The 23,805-nt window shown below is 63.4% G+C and carries 26 protein-coding genes; 10 read left to right on the forward strand and 16 right to left on the reverse strand.

All coding sequences use genetic code 11. The features are described from left to right. Positions 1-9 precede the first annotated feature (9 nt). The 7 genes from hyi (at position 10) to AC07OV_RS20780 (ending at position 7,645) form a co-directional block, all read left to right on the forward strand. Positions 10-792: a hydroxypyruvate isomerase gene (hyi, locus tag AC07OV_RS20750; protein ID WP_176998188.1), complete on the forward strand. Its 783-nt coding sequence runs from the start codon at positions 10-12 to the stop codon at positions 790-792. Positions 793-957: 165 nt separating this feature from the next. Beyond that, positions 958-1,848 (forward strand): 2-hydroxy-3-oxopropionate reductase, encoded by an 891-nt coding sequence (locus tag AC07OV_RS20755; protein ID WP_494998400.1) that lies wholly within the window; start codon positions 958-960, stop codon positions 1,846-1,848. 150 nt (positions 1,849-1,998) lie between these two features. Next, a complete protein-coding gene (locus AC07OV_RS20760; RefSeq protein WP_178925536.1) occupies positions 1,999-3,279 on the forward strand; it encodes a glycerate kinase type-2 family protein in 1,281 nt (426 codons plus the stop codon). Continuing rightward, positions 3,269-4,684, forward strand: a complete 1,416-nt coding sequence (gene pyk, locus AC07OV_RS20765) for a pyruvate kinase (RefSeq protein ID WP_176998190.1) — start codon at positions 3,269-3,271, stop codon at positions 4,682-4,684. The genes AC07OV_RS20760 and pyk overlap by 11 nt, the downstream gene beginning before the upstream one ends. Positions 4,685-4,803: 119 nt before the next feature. Next, positions 4,804-5,679 (forward strand): urea transporter, encoded by an 876-nt coding sequence (locus tag AC07OV_RS20770; protein ID WP_495092880.1) that lies wholly within the window; start codon positions 4,804-4,806, stop codon positions 5,677-5,679. Between the two features lie 31 nt (positions 5,680-5,710). Continuing rightward, entirely contained in the window at positions 5,711-6,535 is an 825-nt protein-coding gene (locus AC07OV_RS20775; protein WP_495092881.1) for an ion transporter, read from the forward strand. A 105-nt stretch (positions 6,536-6,640) separates the two neighbouring features. Further along, positions 6,641-7,645: a sulfate ABC transporter substrate-binding protein gene (locus AC07OV_RS20780; RefSeq protein ID WP_495092882.1), complete on the forward strand. Its 1,005-nt coding sequence runs from the start codon at positions 6,641-6,643 to the stop codon at positions 7,643-7,645. Positions 7,646-7,749: 104 nt separating this feature from the next. Here the strand turns inward: AC07OV_RS20780 and AC07OV_RS20785 are convergent, their stop codons facing one another. Further along, a complete protein-coding gene (locus tag AC07OV_RS20785; protein ID WP_176998194.1) occupies positions 7,750-8,364 on the reverse strand; it encodes a DUF5666 domain-containing protein in 615 nt (204 codons plus the stop codon). Positions 8,365-8,542: 178 nt separating this feature from the next. Between AC07OV_RS20785 and AC07OV_RS20790 the strand changes: the two genes are divergently transcribed. Continuing rightward, positions 8,543-9,739 (forward strand): MFS transporter, encoded by a 1,197-nt coding sequence (locus AC07OV_RS20790; RefSeq protein WP_494998404.1) that lies wholly within the window; start codon positions 8,543-8,545, stop codon positions 9,737-9,739. A gap of 89 nt (positions 9,740-9,828) precedes the next feature. On the opposite strand, the gene AC07OV_RS20795 is transcribed toward AC07OV_RS20790, so the two are convergent. Further along, positions 9,829-10,233 carry a type II toxin-antitoxin system HicB family antitoxin gene (locus tag AC07OV_RS20795; RefSeq protein WP_494998405.1) on the reverse strand — a complete coding sequence of 135 codons (405 nt, stop codon included), beginning with the start codon at positions 10,231-10,233 and terminating at the stop codon, positions 9,829-9,831. A gap of 217 nt (positions 10,234-10,450) precedes the next feature. Here AC07OV_RS20795 and AC07OV_RS20800 point away from each other — a divergent pair, with 217 nt between their 5' ends. Next, positions 10,451-11,107 carry a peroxiredoxin-like family protein gene (locus AC07OV_RS20800; protein WP_494998406.1) on the forward strand — a complete coding sequence of 219 codons (657 nt, stop codon included), beginning with the start codon at positions 10,451-10,453 and terminating at the stop codon, positions 11,105-11,107. A 14-nt stretch (positions 11,108-11,121) separates the two neighbouring features. Then, positions 11,122-12,009: a LysR family transcriptional regulator gene (locus AC07OV_RS20805; protein WP_494998407.1), complete on the forward strand. Its 888-nt coding sequence runs from the start codon at positions 11,122-11,124 to the stop codon at positions 12,007-12,009. Positions 12,010-12,254: 245 nt separating this feature from the next. Here AC07OV_RS20805 and phnP read toward each other — a convergent pair whose 3' ends face one another. The 14 genes from phnP to AC07OV_RS20875 form a co-directional block, all read right to left on the reverse strand. After that, complete coding sequence (phnP, locus tag AC07OV_RS20810) at positions 12,255-13,004, reverse strand: phosphonate metabolism protein PhnP (protein WP_495092900.1); 750 nt, start codon at positions 13,002-13,004, stop codon at positions 12,255-12,257. Next, a complete protein-coding gene (gene phnN, locus AC07OV_RS20815; RefSeq protein WP_494998408.1) occupies positions 12,995-13,567 on the reverse strand; it encodes a phosphonate metabolism protein/1,5-bisphosphokinase (PRPP-forming) PhnN in 573 nt (190 codons plus the stop codon). Before phnN ends, phnP begins: the two co-directional genes overlap by 10 nt. Beyond that, a complete protein-coding gene (locus AC07OV_RS20820) occupies positions 13,567-14,712 on the reverse strand; it encodes an alpha-D-ribose 1-methylphosphonate 5-triphosphate diphosphatase (protein ID WP_494998409.1) in 1,146 nt (381 codons plus the stop codon). Before AC07OV_RS20820 ends, phnN begins: the two co-directional genes overlap by 1 nt. After that, positions 14,702-15,424: a phosphonate C-P lyase system protein PhnL gene (phnL, locus tag AC07OV_RS20825; RefSeq protein WP_176998202.1), complete on the reverse strand. Its 723-nt coding sequence runs from the start codon at positions 15,422-15,424 to the stop codon at positions 14,702-14,704. The genes AC07OV_RS20820 and phnL overlap by 11 nt, the downstream gene beginning before the upstream one ends. Then, positions 15,421-16,230: a phosphonate C-P lyase system protein PhnK gene (phnK, locus tag AC07OV_RS20830; protein ID WP_176998276.1), complete on the reverse strand. Its 810-nt coding sequence runs from the start codon at positions 16,228-16,230 to the stop codon at positions 15,421-15,423. Before phnK ends, phnL begins: the two co-directional genes overlap by 4 nt. After that, positions 16,191-17,033 carry an alpha-D-ribose 1-methylphosphonate 5-phosphate C-P-lyase PhnJ gene (locus AC07OV_RS20835; protein WP_494998410.1) on the reverse strand — a complete coding sequence of 281 codons (843 nt, stop codon included), beginning with the start codon at positions 17,031-17,033 and terminating at the stop codon, positions 16,191-16,193. The genes phnK and AC07OV_RS20835 overlap by 40 nt, the downstream gene beginning before the upstream one ends. Then, positions 17,026-18,102 (reverse strand): carbon-phosphorus lyase complex subunit, encoded by a 1,077-nt coding sequence (locus tag AC07OV_RS20840; RefSeq protein WP_495092883.1) that lies wholly within the window; start codon positions 18,100-18,102, stop codon positions 17,026-17,028. Before AC07OV_RS20840 ends, AC07OV_RS20835 begins: the two co-directional genes overlap by 8 nt. Then, positions 18,102-18,692: a phosphonate C-P lyase system protein PhnH gene (phnH, locus tag AC07OV_RS20845; protein ID WP_495092884.1), complete on the reverse strand. Its 591-nt coding sequence runs from the start codon at positions 18,690-18,692 to the stop codon at positions 18,102-18,104. The genes AC07OV_RS20840 and phnH overlap by 1 nt, the downstream gene beginning before the upstream one ends. After that, complete coding sequence (gene phnG / locus AC07OV_RS20850; protein ID WP_494998413.1) at positions 18,692-19,129, reverse strand: phosphonate C-P lyase system protein PhnG; 438 nt, start codon at positions 19,127-19,129, stop codon at positions 18,692-18,694. The genes phnH and phnG overlap by 1 nt, the downstream gene beginning before the upstream one ends. A gap of 12 nt (positions 19,130-19,141) precedes the next feature. Beyond that, on the reverse strand, positions 19,142-19,846 hold the full coding sequence (phnF, locus tag AC07OV_RS20855) for a phosphonate metabolism transcriptional regulator PhnF (RefSeq protein ID WP_176998207.1): 705 nt from the start codon (positions 19,844-19,846) through the stop codon (positions 19,142-19,144). 36 nt (positions 19,847-19,882) lie between these two features. Continuing rightward, positions 19,883-20,665 carry a phosphonate ABC transporter, permease protein PhnE gene (gene phnE, locus AC07OV_RS20860; protein ID WP_017136208.1) on the reverse strand — a complete coding sequence of 261 codons (783 nt, stop codon included), beginning with the start codon at positions 20,663-20,665 and terminating at the stop codon, positions 19,883-19,885. A 110-nt stretch (positions 20,666-20,775) separates the two neighbouring features. Then, the gene (gene phnD / locus AC07OV_RS20865) at positions 20,776-21,777 is read right to left on the reverse strand and encodes a phosphonate ABC transporter substrate-binding protein (RefSeq protein WP_176998208.1); all 1,002 of its coding nucleotides are present in this window, start codon (positions 21,775-21,777) and stop codon (positions 20,776-20,778) included. A 32-nt stretch (positions 21,778-21,809) separates the two neighbouring features. Next, the gene (gene phnC, locus AC07OV_RS20870; protein ID WP_495092885.1) at positions 21,810-22,643 is read right to left on the reverse strand and encodes a phosphonate ABC transporter ATP-binding protein; all 834 of its coding nucleotides are present in this window, start codon (positions 22,641-22,643) and stop codon (positions 21,810-21,812) included. Between the two features lie 239 nt (positions 22,644-22,882). Continuing rightward, a complete protein-coding gene (locus tag AC07OV_RS20875) occupies positions 22,883-23,791 on the reverse strand; it encodes a LysR family transcriptional regulator (protein ID WP_495092886.1) in 909 nt (302 codons plus the stop codon). Positions 23,792-23,805: the final 14 nt, after the last annotated feature.

Raw genomic sequence — 23,805 nt, forward strand, 5'->3', positions numbered from 1 at the left:
GAGAACCCTATGCCGCGCTTTGCTGCCAACCTGTCCATGCTGTTTACCGAACAGGACTTTCTCGCCCGTTTCAAAGCGGCCGCCGATGCGGGCTTCCAGGGTGTGGAATACCTGTTCCCCTACGAGTTCAGCTCTGCCGAGATCAAGGCACAGCTGGACGCCAATGGCCTGACCCAAGTGCTGTTCAACCTGCCGGCCGGTGACTGGGCCAAGGGCGAACGCGGCCTGGCCTGTCACCCGGACCGGGTCGAAGAGTTCCGTGCCGGGGTCAAGCTGGCCATCGCCTACGCCCAGGTACTGGGCAACACCCAGGTCAACTGCCTGGCAGGTATCCGGCCACAGGGCGTTGACGATGAAACCGTCGAAAAGACCTTCGTCGCCAACCTCAAGTACGCCGCCGAGAAGCTGCAGGCGGCGGGGATCAAGCTGGTGATGGAGATGATCAACACCCGCGATATCCCAGGCTTCTACCTGAACAACACGGCGCAGGCCCTGTCGATTCGCGAGCAGGTGGGCAGCGCCAACCTGTTCCTGCAATACGACATCTATCACATGCAAATCATGGAAGGCGACCTGGCCCGCACCATGGCCACCCACCTGGATGACATCAACCACATCCAGCTGGCGGACAACCCAGGGCGCAACGAGCCGGGCACCGGTGAGATCAACTACCGCTTCCTGTTCGAACACCTGGACCGCATCGGCTACACCGGTTGGGTCGGCTGTGAATACAAGCCGCTGACCACCACCGAGGCAGGCCTGGGCTGGCTCAAAACCCACAACGCGATCTAGAAGAACAAACACAAAACAAAATGTGGGAGCTGGCTTGCCTGCGATGCAGGCACCGCGGTGTTTCAGGCATAGCCAGTTGATGCCATCGCAGGCAAGCCAGCTCCCACATTGGGCCTGAGGCGTTTGGCAGGTCGCGACATACCGAATAACAAGAGGATTTTGATCATGGCTAAAATCGGATTCATCGGCACCGGCATCATGGGCCAACCCATGGCCGCCAACCTGCAGAAAGCAGGTCACCAACTGTTCCTCTCCGAGCATCACGGCAAGGCACCGCAAGCCTTGATCGACGCCGGTGCCGTGGCCCTGGCCAACCCGCAGCAAGTCGCCCAGGAAGCCGAGTTCATCATCGTGATGGTGCCCGACACCCCGCAGGTTGACGACGTGCTGTTTCGTAAAGACGGCGTGGCCGCAGGCCTGTCGCCAAACAAGGTCGTGATCGACATGAGTTCGATCTCGCCGACCGCCACCAAGGCGTTTGCCGCCAAGATCAACGAGACCGGCGCGCAGTACCTCGACGCGCCAGTGTCCGGTGGTGAAGTGGGCGCCAAGGCCGGCACCCTGAGCATCATGATCGGCGGCGAGCCGCAGACCTTCGAACGCGCCCTGCCGTTGTTCCAGGCCATGGGCAAGAACATCACCCGGGTGGGCGGCAACGGTGACGGCCAGACCGCCAAGGTCGCCAACCAGATCATCGTCGCGCTGAACATCCAGGCAGTGGCCGAAGCGCTGCTGTTCGCCTCCAAGAACGGCGCCGACCCAGCCAAGGTGCGTGAAGCGCTGATGGGCGGTTTTGCTTCGTCGAAAATCCTCGAAGTGCACGGCGAGCGCATGATCAAGGGCACCTTCGACCCGGGCTTCCGCATCAACCTGCACCAGAAGGATTTGAACCTGGCCCTGGCCGGCGCCAAGGAGCTGGGGATCAACCTGCCCAACACCGCCGGCACCCAGCAAGTGTTCAGCACCTGCACCGCGATTGGCGGCGGCAACTGGGACCACTCGGCGCTGATCAAGGGGCTGGAGCATATGGCGAATTTCTCGATTCGCGATAAATAACCCCGCCACACCCCCACCTGTAGGAGCCGGCTTGCCGGCGATGGGGCCAGCTGCATGTTGCACAAGGCTTGAGGCCGCCATCGCCGGCAAGCCGGGCTCCTACAGGGTTTCATCGTGTTTCCAATAATAAGAACCCCCGGGAGCCCGCTTATGTCGGTCGATCCGCAACACCTGCTTCGCGAGCTGTTTGCCACAGCCATCGACGCCGCCCACCCCCGGCAAGTCCTTGAACCCTATCTGCCTGCCGACCGCAGTGGCCGTGTGATCGTGATCGGCGCCGGCAAGGCTGCCGCCGCCATGGCCCTCGTCGTGGAAAATTGCTGGCAGGGCGAAGTCAGCGGCCTTGTCGTCACCCGCTACGGCCACGGCGCCCCTTGCAAGAAAATCGAAGTGGTCGAAGCCGCGCACCCGGTGCCCGATGCGGCCGGCCTGGCCGTGGCCAAGCGTGTGCTGGAATTGATCAGCAACCTCACCGAAGACGATCGGGTGATCTTCCTGCTCTCCGGTGGCGGCTCGGCGCTGCTTGCCCTGCCCGCCGAAGGCATCACCCTGGCCGACAAGCAAGCCATCAACAAAGCCCTGCTCAAATCCGGCGCGACCATTGGCGAGATGAATTGCGTGCGCAAGCACCTCTCGGCGATCAAGGGTGGCCGGCTGGCCAAGGCCGCGTGGCCGGCCACGGTGTACACCTACGCGATTTCCGATGTGCCGGGCGACCAGGCCACGGTGATTGCCTCCGGCCCCACCGTTGGCGACCCGAGCACCTCGGCACAAGCCTTGGCGATCCTCAAGCGCTACAGCATCGACGCCCCCGCCTCGGTGCGCAGCTGGCTGCAGAACCCGGCCTCGGAAACCGTCAAACCCGGCGACCCGGTGCTCGCGCGCAGCCACTTCCAGTTGATCGCCCGCCCGCAGCAATCGCTGGAAGCCGTGGCGGTGAAAGTCCGCCAGGCCGGCTTCAGCCCGCTGATCCTCGGCGACCTGGAAGGCGAAGCCCGCGACGTGGCCAAAGTGCATGCCGGCATTGCGCGGCAGATCGTGCAGCACGGCCAGCCACTGGCGGCGCCGTGCGTGATTCTGTCGGGCGGTGAAACCACCGTCACCGTGCGCGGCAATGGCCGTGGCGGGCGCAACGCCGAGTTCCTGTTGAGCCTCACCGACAGCCTCAAGGGCCTGCCGGGCGTGTACGCCCTGGCCGGTGACACCGACGGCATCGACGGCTCCGAAGACAACGCCGGCGCGATCATGACGCCGTGCAGCTATTCGCGCGCCGAAGCCCTCGGCCTGTCGGCCAGCGACGAGTTGGATAACAACAACGGCTACGGCTACTTCGCCGCCCTCGACGGGTTGATCGTCACCGAGCCGACGCGCACCAACGTCAACGACTTCCGCGCCATTCTGATCCTTGGGAACCCGACACATGACGCCTGACAAGAAGGTCAAGATCCTCGCCACCCTCGGCCCGGCCACCGACGGCATCGATGACATCCGCGAGTTGGTGGAAGCCGGGGTGAACATCTTCCGCCTCAACTTCAGCCACGGCGACCACGCCGACCACGCGCAGCGCTACCAGTGGATCCGCCAGGTGGAGCGCCAGCTCAATTACCCGCTGGGCATCCTGATGGACCTGCAAGGGCCGAAACTGCGCGTCGGGCGTTTTGCCGAAGGCAAGGTGCAACTGGTGCGCGGCCAGGCATTGCGCCTGGACCTGGACCCGACGCCGGGCGACCAGTGCCGGGTCAACCTGCCTCACCCGGAAATCATCGCGGCGCTGGAACCCGGCATGGACCTGCTGCTGGATGACGGCAAGCTGCGCCTGCGGGTGATTACCAAACATGCCGACGCCATCGACACCACGGTGCTCAATGGCGGCGAATTGTCGGACCGCAAAGGCGTGAATGTGCCGCAAGCCCTGCTGGAACTCAGCCCACTGACCGCCAAGGACCGGCGCGATTTGAGCTTCGGCCTGGAACTGGGCGTGGACTGGGTGGCGCTGTCGTTTGTGCAACGCCCGGAAGACATCCGCGAGGCCCGCGAGCTGATCGGCGACAAGGCCTTCCTGATGGCCAAGATCGAGAAGCCTTCGGCCGTGCAACGCCTGCAGGAAATTGCCGAGCTGAGCGATGCGATCATGGTCGCCAGAGGCGACCTGGGCGTGGAAGTGCCCGCCGAGAGCGTGCCGCAGATCCAGAAAGACATCATCAGCACCTGCCGCCAACTGGGCAAACCGGTGGTGGTGGCGACGCAGATGCTCGAGTCCATGCGCTTCTCACCGGCCCCGACCCGTGCCGAAGTCACCGATGTGGCCAATGCAGTGGCCGAAGGCGCCGATGCGGTGATGTTGTCGGCGGAAACCGCCTCGGGGGAGTACCCGCTGGAAGCCGTGCAGATGATGAGCAAGATCATCCGCCAGGTGGAAAACGGTCCGGACTACCAGACCCAGCTGGACGTGAGCCGGCCCAAGGCCGAGGCCACGGTGTCGGACGCCATCAGCTGCGCGATCCGGCGTATCAGCAGCATCCTGCCGGTGGCGGTGCTAGTGAACTACAGCGAGTCGGGCAGTTCCAGCCTGCGTGCCGCCCGGGAACGGCCGGTGGCGCCGATCCTCAACCTCACGCCGAACCTGTCGACGGCGCGGCGTTTGAGCGTGGCGTGGGGCGTGCATTCGGTGGTCAACGACCGGCTGCGCCAGGTGGATGAGGTCTGTTCCACGGCACTGGAGATCGCCCAGGCTCAAGGGATGGCGCAGCGGGGGGATACGTTGGTGATCACGGCGGGGGTGCCGTTTGGGCAGCCGGGGTCGACCAACTCGCTGCGTATCGAAACATTGATCTAGCGCCTGTTCGGGCCTCTTCGCGGGCAAGCCCGCTCCCACATTTGACTGTATTCACAGATCAAAAGGTGGGAGCTGGCTTGCCTGCGATAAGGGCAACTCGGTCTAACTGACTTCCTCACATGCACAATCACACCTGCCCCGACTGGGCCGAAGCCCTGCTCAATGGCTTCAGCCAGATATTCCTGCAGCGCCAGCCGCTGTGCGGCCTGCTGTGCCTGCTGGCGATCCTGATCGGCGCCCCGGCCTTGCTTGGCGGCGCGCTGCTGGGCGGTGTGGCCGGTTTGCTCACGGCCCAGCGCCGGGGTTACCCCAAGGCCGAGCGCCAGGCCGGGCTTTATAGCTATAACGGTGTGCTGCTGGGCTTGTTGATCAGCCAGCACTTCGCCTGGTCGGCGCTGTTGCCGCCGCTGATCCTGGCGTGCGGCGGGCTTTCGGCGATGCTGACGCGGCAATGGTTGAAGCATGCGACCCAGCCAGATGACCTGCCTGCCTACACCGCGCCCTTTGTCGGGCTGGGCTGGCTGTTGCTGGGGCCCGGCGCGCCCAGCGCATTCGCCCTCACCGAACCCGACACCCTGGCGGTGGTTGCCGCGCCCTTCACCGGGCTTGCGCAAGTCATGTTGCTGGACCAACCCTTGACCGGCGCCCTGATTGCACTCGGCCTGTTGCTTGCCAATCGTCGAGCCGCCTTGTGGGCCTTGGCCGGTGCCAGCATCGGCGTGCTGGTCGCCCTGTGGCTGGACGAACCTGCCAGCGCCCTTCTCGGCCTGCACAGCTACAACCCCGCACTGGCTGCGCTGGCCCTGAGTCAGACACGCCGGCAGCCCTGGCTGCCACTGCTCGGCATTGCCCTGGCGATCCTGCTCACACCTGGCTTTACCGCGCTGCACCTGCCCGCGCTGACCGCGCCGTTCATTCTCGCCTGCTGGCTGGTGCGCGCTGGCGCCCGGATGCTGCGCAAACCCCGCATGGACAGCCCCTTCGAATCCCCCTAGGCTTGCTCGATATTCGATTCAGGCGGGATTTATGGACAGCAACAACGACTGGCGCCAGCGGCTCTACGTCATGATTTTCCAGAGTGACACCACTGCCGGGCGGCGCTTTGACGGCATTCTGTTGCTGATCATCCTCGCCAGCCTGGTGATCGTGATGCTCGACAGCATCGACCAGATCCACCAGAACTACGCCGATGTGCTGGCCTACATCGAGTGGGGCTTCACCCTCGTCTTCCTGATCGAATACGGGCTGCGGCTGTATTGCTCGCCCAAGCCATTGCGCTACGCCTTCAGTTTTTATGGCTTGGTGGACTTGCTCGCCATCGTGCCCGGCATCCTCGCGTTGTATTACAGCGACGCGCAGTACCTGTTGATCATCCGCATCATCCGCATGCTGCGCATCTTCCGCGTGCTCAAGCTCAGCCCGTACCTCAAGCAGGCCAACTACTTGATGGCGGCGCTGCGCGGCAGCAAGCAGAAGATCGTGGTGTTCCTGGTCAGCGTGTGCACCCTGGTGACGGTGTTCGGCACCCTGATGTACGTGATCGAAGGCCCGGAACACGGGTTTACCAGCATTCCCAAAGGCATCTACTGGGCCATCGTGACCCTCACCACCGTGGGCTTTGGCGACATCGTGCCGAAGACGCCGCTGGGCCAGGTGATTTCGTCGCTGGTGATGATCACCGGTTATTCGATCATTGCCGTGCCCACCGGGATTTTTACCGCTGAACTGGCGAGTGCCATGCGCGGTGAACAGCTGCAACACGACTGCCCGGTGTGCAAGAAGGACAGCCATGAACCCAACGCCGCGTTCTGCTCCCGCTGTGGGAATAATCTTTTCAAGAAACTGGAATAAGCAAAGAGCGTTTTAATCTTTAAACGTCTATGCGGTGCCCGTTATAGTCGATGGCAAATTGCCCCCACTCAAGACACAACCTTCTCGAACAACAAGGAATGAGCAGTGAAAAAACTCGTTAGCGCCTCTCTCCTGGCCGCCGGCCTTGCCCTGGCGGGCGCCGTCCAGGCTGCCCCCGTCACACTGCTCAACGTCTCCTATGACGTGATGCGCGACTTCTACAAGGACTACAACGCCGCCTTCCAGAAACACTGGGAAGCCGAGCACCCGGACGACAAGCTGACCCTGCAGATGTCCTTCGGCGGCTCCAGCAAACAAGCTCGCTCGGTGATCGACGGCCTGCCGGCTGACGTGATCACCATGAACATGGCCACCGACATCAACGCCCTGGCCGACAACGGCAAGCTGGTGCCGGACAACTGGGTCACCCGCCTGCCGAACAACAGCGCGCCGTTCACCTCCGCCACCGTGTTCATCGTGCGCAAGGGCAACCCAAAAGCCCTGAAAGACTGGCCGGATTTGTTGAAAGATGGCGTGCAAGTGATCGTGCCTAACCCGAAGACCTCGGGTAACGGCCGCTACACCTACCTGTCGGCCTGGGGCTACGTGCTCAAGAACGGCGGCGACGAAAACAAGGCCAAGGCCTTCGTCGGCAAGCTGTTCAAGCAAGCACCTGTGCTGGACACCGGTGGCCGCGCCGCCACCACCACGTTCATGACCAACCAGATCGGCGACGTACTGGTGACCTTCGAGAACGAAGCCGAAATGATCGCCCGTGAATTCGGCCGCGATCAGTTCGAAGTGATCTACCCAAGCGTGTCTGCCGAAGCGGAGCCGCCGGTGTCGGTGGTCGACAAAGTGGTCGAGAAGAAAGGCACCCGCGCTGCCGCCGAGGACTACCTGAAGTACCTGTGGTCGCCGGAAGGCCAGGAAATCGCCGCCAACAACTACCTGCGCCCACGTGACGCGAAGGTGCTGGCCAAGTACACCGACCGCTTCCCGAAAGTCGAGTTCTTTTCGGTCGAGAAGACCTTTGGCGACTGGCGCACCGTGCAGAAAACCCACTTTAATGATGGCGGGGTGTTTGACCAGATCTATAACGGGCAGTAACTGAGCCCCCCCTGTAGGAGCCGGCTTGCCGGCGATTCACCCTTGAAGCTGGCGGCGCTGCCACTGGCCTCATCGCCGGCAAGCCGGCTCCTACAGTTTTTGCGTTACATCGGTGGGGTTACGCCATCCTTGCCCGCCGAGATGGCCTGGGCCGTCACCGTGCCGTCCGGCCCTTTCGCGGCAAACAACACCACCTTCACCCCCACCTTGAGCAAGCTGCGATCCCCCGGCTCCAGGTTCACGATCGGCACATCCTCCGGCACCACGATCTTCTGCTCACCGCCCTTGTACTTCACGGTCAACGTGCGGCCGTTGCTCACCACCAGGTCGCCGACGGTGCCGTTGGTCATGCTGCTGCCTTCTTTCAAATCGAACGCACGATGCCCGTCGCCAGTGCCGGCCATGGCCGGTGGGAATACGTGCACTTCCAACGCCGTGAGGGTGCCGTCGGCATTGGGCATGGCGGCGGAGCCGATGTAGCTGCCGGGCTTGATTTCATCGATCTTGGCCAGCGTAACGGCGCGTACTTGGGTGTCTTTGGTGAGGTGCACGGTGACGTCTTCGCCACTGTTGACCTTGACGTGGATCGCGTCGCCGTCGACCGCCGTGATGGCGCCGCGCACGCCCACACGCGGGGCTTCGGCGGCGTTGGCCAGGCCAATCGCCATGGCAGCGGCAAGGGTTGAGGCCAGGATCATCTTGTTCAGCGTGATTTTCATGAAGGTGGATTTCCTGTTTCGGCAGTTGTGGCTGAATGTATCATTGCCGTTCGACCCGAAAGTTAACGATTCAGTCATTAATTTGCGGCATGAGTGTTATCACTGCCAGCGGCCTACTGCCCACAGGGCGATGTCTTTACTCTTCCACGCCCTCTTCCTTCGCTTTTATGAGAACACCATGAACGCTACCTCACACGCTACAACCACCATGACCCGCGGGATGGTCATGCTGTTTGCGTTCTGCTGCGGCGCCATCGTTGCCAACATCTACTACGCGCAACCGATCATCGAGCTGATCGCGCCAGACATCGGCCTGACCCCGGCAATGGCCAGCCTGATCGTGTCGCTGACCCAGATCGGCTACGCCCTGGGCCTGTTTTTCCTGGTACCGCTGGGTGATCTGCTGGAAAACCGCAAGCTGATGATCACCACCACCGTGGTGGCCATTGCCAGCCTGTTGGGCGCCGCGTTCACCGAGCAGCCGAACCTGTTCCTGCTGGTGTCGCTGCTGATCGGCTTCAGTTCGGTGTCGGTGCAGATCCTGATTCCGTTGGCCGCGCACCTGGCGCCCGCCGAATCCCGTGGCCGGGTGGTCGGCAGCATCATGGGCGGCCTGCTGCTCGGCATCCTGCTGGCACGGCCGGTGTCCAGCGTGGTGGCGGATCATTTTGGCTGGCGTGCGATGTTCATGGCGGCCGCCGCCCTGATGGCATTTATCAGTGTCGTCTTGCTGCTGACCATCCCCAAGCGCCAGCCCGACCACAGCGCCAGCTACGCGCAACTCTTGCGTTCGCTGGGCACCCTGCTGGTGCGCCAACCGCTGCTGCGTCAACGGGCGTTTTACCAGGGCTGCATGTTCGCCACATTTAGCCTGTTCTGGACCGCCGCCCCCTTGGAATTGGCACGTAACCACGGCCTGAGCCAAAGCGAAATCGCGTTGTTCGCCCTGGTCGGTGCCCTGGGTGCCATTGCCGCGCCCATCGCCGGTCGCCTGGCCGACGCCGGCCACACTCACCGCGCCTCCTTGCTGGCGATGCTGTTTGCCGCGTTGAGCTTCCTGCCGGCCTTGGTTCACCCGCTGTACAGCGTGATTGGCCTGGCCGTCACCGGCGTGGTGCTGGACTTCTGCGTGCAGATGAACATGGTGCTCGGCCAACGCGCCATCTACGCCCTCGACGCCAACAGCCGCAGCCGCCTGAACGCGCTGTACATGACCAGCATCTTCATCGGCGGCGCCTTCGGCTCGGCGATTGCCAGCAGCGTGTATGAACACGGTGGCTGGCTGGGCGTGATGCTGGTGGGCAGCGCGTTCCCGCTGGTGGCGTTGTTGCGCTTTTTGAGTGCTTCGCGTCAAGCCGCCCCGGTCGCTGCCTAAACGCATACGTGTGGGAGCTGGCTTGCCTGCGATTGCGGTATATCAGTCAAACCGCTATCGCAGGCAAGCCAGCTCCCACAGGGCTCACCTCACGAACGCACCAACTTCTCTAACGCCGCGTCCGCCAGGAATGACGAGCGGCTTTTGACGTTGTGCTCGCGTACATACCTGTCGATGCGCTGGATGACATAACCGGGCAAGGTCACATTGACCTTCTCGGTCTTGCCCAGATAGGGCGAGATATCCAGCTCCAACATCCCCCAGCCCATCCCGGCATAGTCTTCGTGAGTGTGATGAGTCGCCACCGACGTTGGCAGCGGAATCGGCCCGCCTTCTGCCGCGATCTCTTGCAACAGGATGTGCGCGATTTCCACCGCAGCGTTGTAGGCCTCTTCGAAACTGTCCCCGGCGGTGACAGCGCCTGGAATATCGGGGATCTGAATGCCGGTGGCGGTGAAGTCATCGCCCCATTCGATACAGATTGGGTATTGCATAGCAGGCCTCGTGCAAATTAGATAACCCTAGAGTTATTTATTCAAACACAAAATGAGCTTGAAAGAGCCGTCGGTTGTTTTGCCGAATGTTGAACCCACCCCAACGGTTATTCCAACCTGGCATAGAGCCTATGCCCCCCACCCCGCTTCCGCGCCTCTCCTGCCGCGCTCATCATTCTCTCCAGCCAACCGGCTCATCTCCCGAGGGAATATCTCCATGACACTTCAAGCCACACTGGATGCCTTCCGCGCCGACTTCAAAGCCGGCAAGCCACCGTTCAACGCGCCTGCGCATATTCACCCGATCATGGAACGTGCCACCGCCGAGCTGATCGCTTCCGGCGCCGCACAACGGGCGCTGAAAGTGGGCGACAAGGCGCCGCTGTTCAGCCTCAAGAACGCCGACGGCGAGCTGGTGTCTTCAGCACAACTGCTGGAAAAAGGGCCGCTGGTGCTGACGTTCTACCGGGGCGTATGGTGCCCTTACTGCAACATGGAACTGGAGGCCCTCCAGGCCTTCTTGCCGACGCTCAAAGCCACTGGGGCGCAACTGGTGGCGGTGTCGCCGCAGACGGCAGCCAACAGCCGCAAGTCCACACGCATTACCGAGCTGGAATTTCCGATCCTCAGCGATCCCCACAATGACGTCGCCGCGGCCTTCGGCCTGCGCTTTGAACTGCCGGACTACCTGATCGAGCTCTATAAAGGTTTCGGCAACAACCTGCCGCTGATCAATGACGATCCCTCGTGGACCCTGCCCATGCCCGCGCGCTATGTGATCGGTCAGGACGGTGTGATCCGTTACGCCGAGGTCAACCCGGATTACACTCAACGCCCAGAACCGTCGGACATGCTCGACGCCCTCAAACGGTAACCAGAGGACACCCGATGGACCGCCTCACCGCCATGGAAACCTTTGTCCACGTGGTCGAAACCGGCTCGTTCTCGGCGGCCGCCAAACGCCTGGGCATCGGTCAACCGGCCGTCTCCAAAAGCATTGCGCAGTTGGAGGCGCGCCTGGCGGTGCGGTTGCTGTTGCGCTCCACCCGGGGCCTGACGCCCACCGAAGCCGGGCTGGCCTACTTCGAGCGCGCCAAGCACGCGATCGATGAGATCAACCACACCGAGGACATTGCCCGCAGCGTGGGTGCCGGGCTGTCGGGCAACCTGCGTGTGAGTGCCGGCGTGACGCTCTCGCGCCTGCACATCATTCCCCACCTGGCGCCGTTCCTGGAGCAGCACCCCGGCCTGAACATCGACGTGATGCTCGACGACCGCCTGCTCAATCTTGTGGAAGAAGGCATCGACGTCGCCCTGCGCATCGGCAACCTGAGCGACTCCAGCCTCACGGCGCGACGCATCAGCCAGAGCCCCGCAAGAATCTTCGGTACGCCGGCGTATTTCGCGCGTTACGGCGAGCCCCAAAGCCCCGCCGATCTTCTCAACCACCAAGCCGTGATCTATAGCCTGGGGCAGAGTGCGTGCTGGCCGTTCAAACAGGGCGAGCACGAACACCCCATCGTCGCGCACGGCCGCCTGCGCGTGACCTCCTCCGAAGGCATACGCGCCGGCGTGCTCGCCCACAACGGCCTGGCGATGACAGCGGAATGGATGTTCACCCCGGAAATTGCCAGCGGCGAAGTCAGGGCCGTGCTGACGGACTGGGAATTGCCCCCCCGGGATTTATGGGCGGTGCTGCCTACCGGCCGGTTGGCGAGTGCCAAGGCGCGGGCGTTTGTGGATTATGTAGAAGGCTTGCTGGCGTCGCCCAAATGAATCCCCCGGTGGTCTGTGCGAAATGTGTTGCCTGGTCTACCGCTATCGCTGGCAAGCCAGCTCCTACACAGGATTCGTAGCGCCCGAAAAGCTGTAGGAGCCGGCTTGCCGGCGATGGCGGTAGGTCTGTGCGGGAGGTGTTGCCTGGCGCACCGCTATCGCTGGCAAGCCAGCTCCTACACAGGATTCGTAGCGCCCGAAAATCTGTAGGAGCCGGCTTGCCGGCGATGGCGGTAGATGTTGCGCTAGAGGATACGGCCATCCCAACCGACGGTAACGTGGCGCGGCAGCGTTGAGCGGTGCTGCACCAACCACGCATCCAGCGTGTGCCCCACATGGGTCAGCACGCCGAGTTTTGCACCGGTCTGCTCAATGCTCTGCAAGGCCAGCGTCAGGTCATTATGGTTACGCGGCGCCTGCGGCTGGGGTGGCATGGAGCAGTCCAGCACCAGCACGTCCAGCGGTTCGCGTTGCAACCAGGCAAGCGTGTCTGGCGGCAGGCCGACCGTGTCGGTGAGGTAGGCGATGCGCCGCCCTTGCCCTTCCAGCAGGTAACCCAGGGTCAACTTGGAATGCTCCAGCGGCAACGCCGTCACCGTCAGCTCAGCAAACTGCCGCGTTTCGAACGCGGCAAAGGGTTGGCTGAAGTCCAAAATGCCCGGGTGTTTGTAGAGGTCAGATAACCCCTCCGGGTCCGCCGGCCCATGCACCGGAATCACCAGCTCTTGCCCCCAGCGCAAATGCAGCAAGCCCTGGGCGTGATCGGCGTGGTAGTGAGTCTGGAAAATCCCGTTGAAACTGCGCGGCGGGAAACGTTCGGTGAGGTCGGGCAAGCCGCTGTCGATCAACCAGCGCTGGTCGCCACACTCGATCAACGCGCTGCACGGCCGGCGGCGCAGGCTGGCATCCTGGCGGGCCAGGGTGCAGGCCACGCACTCGCAGCCATACACCGGGACTTGCCGCGCATCGCCGGTGCCCAGCAAGGTCAGGCGCATGCCGAATGCCCGTGGTTCAGGCAGCACAGCAGGCGCTCGACGCTGTGCTCCAGCGGCCCGGAGTTGTCCAGCACGAACAAACCCTCGCCATGGCCGGCGATCAGCTCGGCAGTGAAACGGGCATTGCGCGCCAGGCGCGCTTCGATATCCGCCAGCGACTCACGCCCCCGTGCGATCAAACGCTGGCGCAACACTGCCTGGTCAACCGTCAGCAGCAGCACCAGCGACGTCGGGTAGCGCGCGCGGGTCTGCCCCAGGTGCGCCCGCGAACCGTTGACCAGCACGTCCTCCCCCGCCGCCAGCCAATCGTCGATCTCACGCGGTATGCCGTAGGACAACCCATTGGCGTGCCAGCTGAGGGCAAACGCGCCCTCGGCCTCCATCGCGGCAAACTGCTCCGGGCTCACACCCTGTGCCGCCTCACCTACCGCTTCCGCCGAGCGGGTGATGACGCGGCGCACGATGCGACAACCGCGCTCGGCCAAGCGCGGGCGGGCGGCATCCAGCAGGCTGTCCTTGCCCGAACCGGATGGCCCGATGAGATAGATCAACCTGCCTGCCATCAAAACACCCTCTTCGCTTGCCGCCACACTTGTTGCACCACCGGCAGCCCTTCACGGCTGCGGGCCTGGACCAGGTCGGCGCGCAGGCCGATGGCAATTTCACCGCGATCGGCCAGGCCCGCCGCTTGCGCTGGTGCCAGGCTGATCATCTTGACTGCTCGCGACAGGTCGCCGCCGTCCTGCTGGTCGGCCAGCACAAACGCCGCCTGCAACAGGCTGGCCGGGTAATAGTCGCTGGAAAGTATATCCAGCAATCCCTCGGCCGCCAGGCCGGCGGCGGCCACATTACCCGAGTGCGACCCACCGCGCACCACGTTCGGCGCGCCCATCAAGACTTTCATGTTCAGCGCCTGGCAGCCCTTCGCCGCTTCCAGCGTGGTGGGGAATTCGGCGATGGTCATGCCGTAGCCTGCCGACTCCTCGACATGGGCCAGCGTCGCATCGTCATGGCTGGCCACCGACAGGCCGCGCTCCAGGCAATGCGCAACAATCGCCGCACGATAACGGTCGCTGTACTCCCGGGAGTTGGCCATCTGCAACACGATGAACGCGTCCATGGTTTCGTCGTTCAGGTGGTACTTGCCCATGTAGTACTCACGGTACTTGGATTCCAGCACGAACTGGCGCTGGCCCGGCGAGTGGTCCATCACCGAGACCAGGCGCACCAAAGGGTTTTCCACCAGGTCGCGGAACACGCTGAGGGTATCCGGGTGGCACAGCTCGCAGCGCAGGTGCAGATGATGCTCGGCGCGGGTCAAGCCAGCGTCTTCCGCCGATGCGATGGCGTCGAGCATCGCCGGCAGTTTCTTCATGCGATTGCCCTTGGGGTTCACATCGCCGATGGACACCGCGTCGAACACCGTGGTGATCCCCGCCGCGATGATCTGCGCGTCATGGCTGAGCACGGCCGAGATCGACGGCCAGTCCACGCCGGGGCGCGGGGTCATGTGTTTTTCCAGGTTGTCAGTGTGCAACTCCACCAGCCCCGGCAACAGGAAATCACCCTCCAGGTCCTGGGCCTGGGGCAACTGGCTGCGGCCTTCGGCGATATCGACAATCTTGCCGCCACGCAGCACCACCGAGCCCAGGAACATGCGATCGGCCGTGACGATCTGGGCATTACTCAGGATCTGTTCAGCGGGCATGGGCGTATTCCTCTTGGGCAACAGGTGTTGGGGTCATGTCGAAATGGCGGTCGGCAACCGCCTCACGGGCGGCGCGGTCGTGGAAGATGCCAATCAGCGCCGCGCCGGCCGCCTTGGCTTCGTTCATCAGTTCCAGCACCACCTGGCGGTTGTTGTCGTCCAGGGACGCGGTGGGTTCATCGAGCAGCATTACCGGCCAGGCCACCATGAAGCCGCGGGCGATGTTGACGCGCTGTTGCTCGCCCCCGGAGAAGGTGCCGGGCGCCAGTTGCCACAGGCGTTGCGGAATATTGAGGCGGGTCAACAGGTGTTCGGCGCGTGACTGCGCATTGGCTTTGGACCAGCCGCGCGCCAGGGCCGGCTCCATCACCACGTCCAGGCAAGCCACCCGTGGGATCACCCGCAGGAATTGGCTGACGTAACCCAGGGTCTGCTGGCGCACCTGCAAAATGTCACGTGGCTCGGCGCCGACCAGCTCCAGCCACTCGCCGGCATGGCGTACACGAATGCTGCCACCGGCCGGCAGGTAGTTAGCGTACAGCGTGCGCAGCAAGGTGCTTTTGCCGGCACCGGACTGGCCGTGCAGCACCAGGCATTCACCGCCCTGCACGCTGAACTCGACGCCGCGCAGCACGTTGAGCACCACGCCGTGTTGCTGGTGCAGGGTGAAGGTTTTCGAGAGGTCACGGACCTCGATCAGAGCATTCGTCATGGCTGCAATACCGAAGACACCAGCAGTTGAGAGTAAGGGTGCTGTGGATCGTCGAGGATCTGGTCGGTGAGCCCGGTTTCCACCACGCGGGAGCGACGCATCACCATCAAGCGGTCGGCCAGCAAACGCGCGACGGCCAGGTCGTGGGTGACGATCACCACCGCCAAATCCAGCTCACGCACCAGGCCACGCAGCAGGTCGAGCAAACGCGCCTGTACCGACACGTCCAGGCCGCCAGTCGGTTCGTCCATGAACACAAGACGCGGGCTCGACACCAGGTTGCGGGCGATCTGCAGGCGCTGCTGCATGCCGCCCGAAAAGGTGCGTGGCAAGTCGTCGATGCGCTGCGGGTCGATTTCCACCTGGCTCAGCCAATCAAGACCGGCACCGCGCAGTTGCTCGTAATTGCGCACGCCCTGGGCCATCAGGCGCTCGCCGATGTTCGCCCCGGCCGACACGCCCATGCGCAAACCGTCACGAGGGTTCTGCTCGACAAAACCCCATTCGGTGCGCAACAACGTACGGCGTTCGGCTTCACTGGCGCTGTACAAGTCCAGCCATTCGCCGTCCTTGCTGCGGTAGCCAATCGAACCCGCTTGCGGCGGCAGGCGACCGCTCAGCAGCGAGAGCAACGTGGACTTGCCCGAGCCGGACTCGCCGACGATGCCCAGCACCTCACCGGGGTACAGATCGAAACTCACGCCCTGGCAACCCTTCTCCGGGCCGTACAACAGGGACAGGTCACGCACTTGCAATAACGGCTGGCTCACTGGTTGTTCTCCTTCACACGTTGCGCGCAGTACCAAGTGTCGGAACACACAAAACTCTGGGTGCCCGCATCGTCGAGAATCAGCTCATCAAGGAACGATTCATGGCTGCCGCAGATGGCGCAGTTGTGTTTCCACTTCTGCACGTCGAAGGGGTGGTCTTCGAAGTCCAGGCTGGTGACCTCGGTATAAGGCGGCACGGCGTACAAGCGCTTTTCACGGCCCGCGCCGAACAGCATCAGCGCCGGGCTCATGTCGAGCTTGGGGTTGTCGAATTTGGGGATCGGCGACGGGTCCATCACGTAGCGCTCGTCGACCATCACCGGGTACGCATAGCTGGTGGCGATATGGCCGAAGGTGGCGATGTCTTCGTAGAGCTTGACGTGCATCACCCCGTAATCGTTGAGCGCATGCATGGTGCGGGTCTCGGTTTCCGACGGCTCGATAAAGCGCAGCGGCTCGGGGATCGGCACCTGGTAGACCATGATCTGGCCGGCCTGCAGGGGCGTTTCCGGAATGCGGTGGCGGGTCTGGATCACCGTGGCCTCGGGCGTGGCTTCGGTGGTGGCGATGCCGGCCGTGCGCGCAAAAAAGCGGCGGATCGACACGGCGTTGGTGGTGTCGTCGGCGCCTTGGTCGATGACCTTGAGCACGTCATCCTCACCGAGGATTGCGGCGGTCAATTGCATGCCGCCCGTGCCCCAGCCGTAAGGCAGCGGCATTTCGCGGCCACCGAACGGCACTTGGTAACCGGGGATCGCCACGGCCTTGAGCAAGGCGCGACGGATCATGCGCTTGGTCTGTTCGTCGAGGTAGGCGAAGTTGTAGGCGGCGTCATTCATGGCTCGAACCCTCGGCCGGTTGGCGCAGTTTGCGGATCAGTTCCAGTTCGGACTGGAAGTCCACGTAGTGCGGTAATTTGAGGTGCGACACAAAACCGGCCGCCTCGACGTTGTCGCAGTGGGCCAGCACAAACTCTTCACGCTGGGCCGGCGACACCACCTCTTCGTTGTATTCGCCGGCGCGCAACGAGCGGTCCACCAGCGCCATGCCCATGGCCTTGCGCTCGGCATGCCCGAACGCCAACCCGTAGCCGCGCGTGAACTGCGCCAGCTCCGTGGCCGAGCCGACGAACTGGTTGACCATCTCGCACTCGGTCACTTCGATGCTGCCCAGGCAAATGGGAAAACCCAGCTCTTCCGGGTCGATCCACACTTCCACGTCACCGATGCGAATCTCGCCGGCAAACGGGTGGTTGCGGCCGTAGCCACGTTGGGTCGAATACCCCAGCGCCAACAGGAACCCTTCGTCGCCACGGGCCAGCGCTTGCAGGCGCTCGGCACGGCTGGCCGGGTATTCCAGCGGGTCGCGGGTGATGTCGGCGACGCTGGCGTTGTCGTCGGTTTCATTCTTGATCAGGCCTTCCTTGGCAAGCAGGCCAAGCACCCGTGGGCAGGCGTCGATGCGTGCTTCGGGCGTGGTCTGCGGGCCGGGGTATTCACCTTCGGCCAGCAGCGCAAAATCCAGCAGGCGGTGGGTGTAGTCGAACGTGGGGCCGAGCAGTTGGCCGCCCGGCACGTCCTTGAAAGTCGCCGACAACCGCCGGCTCAACAGCATCTGCGAGGTGTCGATCGGCAGGCTCGGGCTGAAGCGCGGCAGCGTGGTGCGGTAGGCGCGCAGCAGAAAGATCGCTTCCACCAGGTCCCCCGCCGCTTGCTTGATCGCCAGCGCGGCGAGTTCTTCGTCGAACAGCGAGCCTTCGGTCATCACCCGCGCCACGGCCAACGGCAGTTGCTCGCGGATCTGGGTCACGCTCAGCTCGGGAATCGCGGTGTCGCCCCGGCGTTTTTTAGCGAGCAGGCGGTGGGCATTGTCGATGGCCTGTTCGCCACCTTTGACGGCTACATACATCAGATGCGCTCCTCTGCGACACGGCTGCTGCGCGGCAGGCCGATCAAGTGGTGGCCAGCGGCAAACAGCACGTCCAGGCCACGGGGGAAGGCTTCGCGGCGCTGGCGTTCGAGCCAGAACGCCTGGGGCACTGGCAGGTGCACCTGGCGCTGGGCCTTGATGCCCGGGCCGCGCCACAGCAGGCCGCGCCCGGACTCCAGGTCAGTGAGTTGCACGAGCACGGTGCAGGACTGGTCGGGGTAGCGGTCGTTGCCGTGGTCGAAGCCACCGAGGTCGAGCAGGTCGGGCTCACCGAGCAAGGCGAACACCGCGTCTTCGCGGTTGGCCGTGAACGGGCAGCCGCAGTGGAAGGCCAGGTTGGCGCGGATCAGCGGCGTGTCGAAGCTCGGCGCCAGCCACAGCGGTGTGTCCACATCCAGCAAGGCCAGGCACAACGCGTAGGTGGCAGGTGCCAGGCCATCGAGGTGGGGCGCAGACGCCAGGTGCTGGATCAGGCCGGGTTCGGCCAGGGCCTTAAGGGCCGCGCGAAAACCGCGCTGGGCGTCCAGTACCGGGTCGACGAAGGCCGGTTGCAACAGTTGCGCATTCATCAGTTTTCTCCTCGCACGAGGGTGAAGAACTCGACCTTGGTGGCAGCGGTATCGGCTTCCTTTTGCGCGCGGCGATTGGCCTGGGCATTGGCCAGCGCGGTGATCAGGTCGCTGAGCCAGATGCTCGGCTGGCTGCCTTGCAGGTGGGCATCGGCCAGGGCCGCCAGTTCGGCATGCACCTTGTCGCGCCCGGCCAGGTAGCTGTAGCCGGTACGGCCATCGGCCAGGCGCACCACGCAGCGGGTTACGCTCATCTCGCCAACGTTGAACGGCGCACCGTCGCCGCCCATACGGCCGCGCACCAGGGTCATGCCGACTTCGGGGGCGCGGATCAGGTGGTACTCGACGTCTTTCAACGCCGCTTCATGGGGTTGCAGTTCACTGAGCCGGGCGCGGGCTAACACGCCGATCCAATGCTGACGCGGGGACAAACTCATCACGGTCTCCATTCAGGTCACCACTTGGTACTGGAAGCGATCCGAGCGGCTGGTGGACTGTGCCAGCTCCACCGGGCGGCCGTCGCGATCGCGGGAAAGGGTAAAAACGGTGAGGGCCGGCAAGTGCCGAGGCATCATCAGCAGCGCGGCTTCATCACGGTTGGGCAAACGCGCACCGATCAGGCTTTGGGTGCGGGTCAGTGGCAGGTCACGTTCACGCAGGTATTGGCGCAGGGAGCCGCCGTTGTAGTCAGCCAGCAACGGCGCACGGCTGGCGCAGTAGCGATGGCGGATCAGGCTGACGGGCTGGTGGTCGAGCTTGCGCAAGGTCTGCAGTTCGATCATCGGCGCCATTTCGGCAATGCCCAGTTGCAGCGCTTCATCACGGCTGGCGTAGCAGTAGCGACGCTTGAGCAGCACCGCCTGCACGCCCACGCCCTGGGCCGACAACGACTGGCTGTAGGACGTCTCGGCGCCCATCGGGTAGATCAACGGACGGTCGAGCACCTGGGTGCCCTTGCCCTGGCGGCGCAACAGGCTGCCTTCAAACACCAGCTCATCGATGGCGCGACGCAGGGTGTGGCGATTGACGCCAAAGCGCTCGGCCATGTGCACCTCGCCGGGCAGGAAATCACCGGCGCTGTAGCTGCTCAGTTCACGGCGCAGGATATCCGCGAGTTCGCGGTACACCGGCTCTTCTTGTCTAGACAACTGCATGCTTAAAAAAAGCGCCCCGCGGGCACCCCTCCGGCGTCAGATGAACTGCTTGCGCAGGCGTTGGGACAGCACGTCGATACAGCTCACCACCACGATGATCACCAGCAGCACCGCGCAGGTTTGTACAAACTGGAAGGCGCGGATGTTTTCCCAGAGGATCACGCCGATCCCGCCCGCCCCGACCATGCCCACCACCGTGGCCGAACGCACGTTGGCCTCGAAGCGGTACAGCGCGTAGCTCACCCACAGCGGCATCACTTGGGGGATCACGCCGTAGATCACTTCCTGCAAGGCACTGGCGCCAGTCGCCCGCACCCCTTCAACCGGGCCTGGGTCGATGGCTTCGACGGCTTCGGCAAACAGCTTGGCGAGCACGCCGGTGGTGCTGATCCACAAGGCCAGAACACCGGCAAAAGGACCAAGGCCCACGGCGACCACGAACAACATGGCGAACACCATTTCGTTGATGGAACGGAAGGCATCCATCACCCGGCGCAGCGGTTGGTGGACCCACCAGGGGGTGATGTTGTCGGCGCAGAGAATGCCCAGCGGCACCGAGCAGACAATCGCCAGTACCGTGCCCCAGAGGGCGATCTGCACGGTGACGATCATTTCCTTGAGGTAGGAGCGCCATTCGTGGAAGTCCGGCGGGAAGAAGTCGGCGGCGAAGGTCGCCATGTTTCCGGAATCGCGGTACAGCGCCAGCGGGTTCATTTCCGCGCCGTGCCAGGCCCAGGCCAGCAGGACCAGGAACAGGCCCCAGCCGAGGTATTGGGGCCAGGTGCGTTTGCCGACGGCTTCAGCGTGCAGAGTTGTCATGGTTGTCCTCGATCTAAATGTGGGAGCTGGCTTGCCTGCGATAGCGGTCTGTCAGTTACAAATGTGTTGCCGACACACCGCAATCGCGGGCAAGCCCGCTCCCACAGGGGTTAGCCGTTTGCTGCAGTTTTCTTGTCTAGCTCAGAGATGCGCTGTTGCAGCTTGGCCAGGTCAGCGTCGATGTCGGCGAGCTTCTTGGCTTTGTCGGCGGCTTCGAGGTGGTCATCGGCGCTGATGATCGTGCGCTGCTTGAACAACTCCAGCTGACGGATCGGCAACAACTGGTCGTCGCTCGACGGCAGGAATTTGCCCAACTGCATGTTCTTGAGCACCGCCTTCTCTTCATCGGTGTCGCCGTAGTGGGCGAAGAAGTCGCGGATCTTGGTCTTCTCGCTGTCGCTCAGGGCCTTGCTCCACACCATCGGGTCAGCCGGAATCAGCGGGGATTTCCAGATCACTTTGAGCATGGCGGCCTTGTCTGGCTGGGTGACTTCCAGGCGGTCCCAGCTTTCGGTGTTGAAGGTCGCCACATCCAACTGCCCCTTGGCCACGCTCAAGGCGTTGACTTCATGGCTGGAGTTGAGGGTGCGCTTGAAGGCGGTGGCGGCGTCGACGTTGTTCTTGGCGAACACGTAGTAGCCCGGTACCAGGTAGCCCGAGGTGGAGTTCGGGTCACCGTTGCCGAAGGTCAGGTTCTTGGCGTTCTTGAGCATGTCGTCGACGTTGTTGATCGGGCTGTCCTTGCGCACGATCAGCACGCTCCAGTAGCCGGCAGCGCCGTTGGCGGCAGCGGTCTGGGCGAAGATTTCGCCGTTGGAGCGGTCCACCGCTTCCATCGCCGCCTTGTTGCCCAGCCACGCCACGTCGACCTTGTTGAAGCGCATGCCCTGGATCAGGCCGGCGTAGTCGGAGGCGAAGGTGGCGTTGATGGTCAGGCCGGTCTTCTTGTGCATGTCATCCAAAAACGGCTGCCAGATGCTCTTGAGGTTCTGCGAAGACTCGGTAGACATGATGCCGAAGTTGATGGCCTTGTCCGCCGCATAGGCATTGCCCATCGCGACACTGGCCAACAAGGCGGCAGACAAAAACACTTGGCCGATACGGTTGAACATGGAAGGCATTCCTGTGGGTCGTGAGGTGGGTTTCAAGCGCGTGCCAGGGCCAGCCGAGGCGTGGCGGCGGTGGCGCGGGACTGGTCGGAAAACATCAGGCTGGTGTCGACATCGGCACCGTACAAATCATTGAGGAAGTGGCTGCTCATGGCGCTGCCCTGCCCATCGAAATGAATGCGCCCACCCTTGAGCGCCACGGCACGCGGGCAATAACGCACGGCGTAATCGACTTGATGCAGGGTCACCACCACGGTCTTGCCGTCGCGGCGGTTGATGTCGGCGAGGATCTCCATGACCTTGCGCGCCGACTCCGGGTCCAGCGAGGCGATCGGCTCATCGGCGAGGATCACTTCGGCGCGCTGGGTCAATGCACGGGCAATCGCCACGCGCTGCTGCTGGCCGCCAGACAAGGTAGAGGCGCGCTGCTCGGCCAGGTCGGCGAGGCCCACGCGGGCCAGGGATTCGAGGGCAAACGCCTTCTCTTCGGTATTGAACAGGCCGAGGTTGCCACGCCAGCGCGGCATGCGCCCCAGACAGCCGAGCAGCACGTTGTCGAGCACGCTCAAGCGGTTGACCAGGTTGAACTGCTGGAAGATGTAGCCGATGTCCGCGCGCAACCGCCGTACCTTGCCGTTCAACCGTCCGCTGGCCTGCACCTCCCGGCCCAGCACCTTGACGCTGCCACCATTGCTCTTGTCGCAGCACGCCAGGCCCGCCAAGTGGCGCAGCAGCGTGGACTTGCCGGAACCGGAAGCGCCGATCAGCGCGACCATCTCACCGGCATCAATGGTGAGTTCGAGGTCGACCAGTGCGGATTTCTTCGCAAAGGTCTTGTTCAAGTGATCGACATGGATAGCGTGAGTCATGGGCTTCTCTGTCTTGTTTGAACAGCCAAAGGTGGCTGCGGTTGAGTTCAAACGACAGTAGGCGCGGGCTGTGTCAGCCCTATGACTTGCACATGACTGCAGGGGGTCGGTTCGATGAAGCTTTTATGAAAGGTTGAAAGGTCACCGCAGCCCGCTGTAGGAGCTGGCTTGCCAGCGATAGCGGTGGGTCAGCCACGCGGTTGCCAGCAGGTCTGCCGTCATCGCCGGCAAGCCGGCTCCTACAGGGGTTTTGCGTTGGCTTCGCGAGCGCGCAGTTTCGGGGTGACGAAGTCCAGGAATGCGCGCACTTTTAATGGCAGCGGGGCCTGGCCTTTGTGCACCAGGCTGATGGGCAGTGCAGTCGACTCATAAGGCTGCAACAGCACCTGTAAATCGCCCTTTTGCAGCGCATCCGCCACTTGATACGACAACACCCGAATCATGCCGACGCCCAGCGTCGCCGCTGCAATCGCCGCTTCCGCCGTGTTCACCGACAGCCGAGAATGCACGGGCACAGTCTGTTCTGATTTGCCGCTTCCAAATACCCAGGCGCCCACCGAGGCGAGCACGTCGAAGGTGATGCAACTGTGATCCGCCAGATCCTGTGGCTTGGCCGGTTCGCCGTGAGTTTTCAGGTAGCGGGGGCTGGCGCACACCACGTGCCGCACCGTGCCCACGGGCACCGCCTTGAGCGAGCTGTCGGGCAATTCACCAATGCGCACGGCCACGTCGCACTGCTCTTCCATCAAATGCACCACGCGGTCGGTGAGCATCAGGTTGACGCTGATCTCGGGGTACTGCGCCAGAAATTCCGCCACCACCGGCACGATGTGCAGGCGCCCGAAGACGATGGGCGCGGTCACCACCAACTCGCCTTTGGGCTGCGCGTATTCGCCAGTGGCCGCGCGTTCGGCTTCGCCGATCTCTTCGAGAATGCGCCGGCAAGCCGTCAGGTAGGAAGCCCCTACGTCGGTCAACGACAGTTGCCGCGTGGTGCGGTGCAGCAGTCGTGATTTCAGATGAGCCTCCAGCTCCGCCACCTTGCGGCTGACGGTGGCCAGGGGCATGTCGAGCTGGCGAGCGGCGGCCGACAAGCTGCCCGCTTCCACCACGGCGACAAACACGGACATCGACTCAAGACGGTTCATGGCGCCCTATCAAA

The sequence above is a fragment of the Pseudomonas sp. GW821-FHT09A09 genome, assembly GCF_059418405.1.

What these genes read in the sequence shown, in the direction of transcription:
- phnC (WP_495092885.1), bottom strand. Translation starts at nt 22,643, where the DNA reads ATGACTCACGCTATCCATGTCGATCACTTGAACAAGACCTTTGCGAAG.
- AC07OV_RS20805 (WP_494998407.1), top strand. Translation starts at nt 11,122, where the DNA reads ATGGACCGCCTCACCGCCATGGAAACCTTTGTCCACGTGGTCGAAACC.
- phnH (WP_495092884.1), bottom strand. Translation starts at nt 18,692, where the DNA reads ATGAATGCGCAACTGTTGCAACCGGCCTTCGTCGACCCGGTACTGGAC.
- phnN (WP_494998408.1), bottom strand. Translation starts at nt 13,567, where the DNA reads ATGGCAGGCAGGTTGATCTATCTCATCGGGCCATCCGGTTCGGGCAAG.
- AC07OV_RS20775 (WP_495092881.1), top strand. Translation starts at nt 5,711, where the DNA reads ATGGACAGCAACAACGACTGGCGCCAGCGGCTCTACGTCATGATTTTC.
- AC07OV_RS20785 (WP_176998194.1), bottom strand. Translation starts at nt 8,364, where the DNA reads ATGAAAATCACGCTGAACAAGATGATCCTGGCCTCAACCCTTGCCGCT.
- phnL (WP_176998202.1), bottom strand. Translation starts at nt 15,424, where the DNA reads ATGACGAATGCTCTGATCGAGGTCCGTGACCTCTCGAAAACCTTCACC.
- AC07OV_RS20790 (WP_494998404.1), top strand. Translation starts at nt 8,543, where the DNA reads ATGAACGCTACCTCACACGCTACAACCACCATGACCCGCGGGATGGTC.
- hyi (WP_176998188.1), top strand. Translation starts at nt 10, where the DNA reads ATGCCGCGCTTTGCTGCCAACCTGTCCATGCTGTTTACCGAACAGGAC.
- AC07OV_RS20760 (WP_178925536.1), top strand. Translation starts at nt 1,999, where the DNA reads ATGTCGGTCGATCCGCAACACCTGCTTCGCGAGCTGTTTGCCACAGCC.
- AC07OV_RS20835 (WP_494998410.1), bottom strand. Translation starts at nt 17,033, where the DNA reads ATGAATGACGCCGCCTACAACTTCGCCTACCTCGACGAACAGACCAAG.
- phnE (WP_017136208.1), bottom strand. Translation starts at nt 20,665, where the DNA reads ATGACAACTCTGCACGCTGAAGCCGTCGGCAAACGCACCTGGCCCCAA.
- AC07OV_RS20755 (WP_494998400.1), top strand. Translation starts at nt 958, where the DNA reads ATGGCTAAAATCGGATTCATCGGCACCGGCATCATGGGCCAACCCATG.
- AC07OV_RS20795 (WP_494998405.1), bottom strand. Translation starts at nt 10,233, where the DNA reads ATGCAATACCCAATCTGTATCGAATGGGGCGATGACTTCACCGCCACC.
- AC07OV_RS20800 (WP_494998406.1), top strand. Translation starts at nt 10,451, where the DNA reads ATGACACTTCAAGCCACACTGGATGCCTTCCGCGCCGACTTCAAAGCC.
- AC07OV_RS20820 (WP_494998409.1), bottom strand. Translation starts at nt 14,712, where the DNA reads ATGCCCGCTGAACAGATCCTGAGTAATGCCCAGATCGTCACGGCCGAT.
- pyk (WP_176998190.1), top strand. Translation starts at nt 3,269, where the DNA reads ATGACGCCTGACAAGAAGGTCAAGATCCTCGCCACCCTCGGCCCGGCC.
- phnF (WP_176998207.1), bottom strand. Translation starts at nt 19,846, where the DNA reads ATGCAGTTGTCTAGACAAGAAGAGCCGGTGTACCGCGAACTCGCGGAT.
- phnD (WP_176998208.1), bottom strand. Translation starts at nt 21,777, where the DNA reads ATGTTCAACCGTATCGGCCAAGTGTTTTTGTCTGCCGCCTTGTTGGCC.
- phnG (WP_494998413.1), bottom strand. Translation starts at nt 19,129, where the DNA reads ATGAGTTTGTCCCCGCGTCAGCATTGGATCGGCGTGTTAGCCCGCGCC.
- AC07OV_RS20840 (WP_495092883.1), bottom strand. Translation starts at nt 18,102, where the DNA reads ATGTATGTAGCCGTCAAAGGTGGCGAACAGGCCATCGACAATGCCCAC.
- AC07OV_RS20770 (WP_495092880.1), top strand. Translation starts at nt 4,804, where the DNA reads ATGCACAATCACACCTGCCCCGACTGGGCCGAAGCCCTGCTCAATGGC.
- AC07OV_RS20875 (WP_495092886.1), bottom strand. Translation starts at nt 23,791, where the DNA reads ATGAACCGTCTTGAGTCGATGTCCGTGTTTGTCGCCGTGGTGGAAGCG.
- phnP (WP_495092900.1), bottom strand. Translation starts at nt 13,004, where the DNA reads ATGCGCCTGACCTTGCTGGGCACCGGCGATGCGCGGCAAGTCCCGGTG.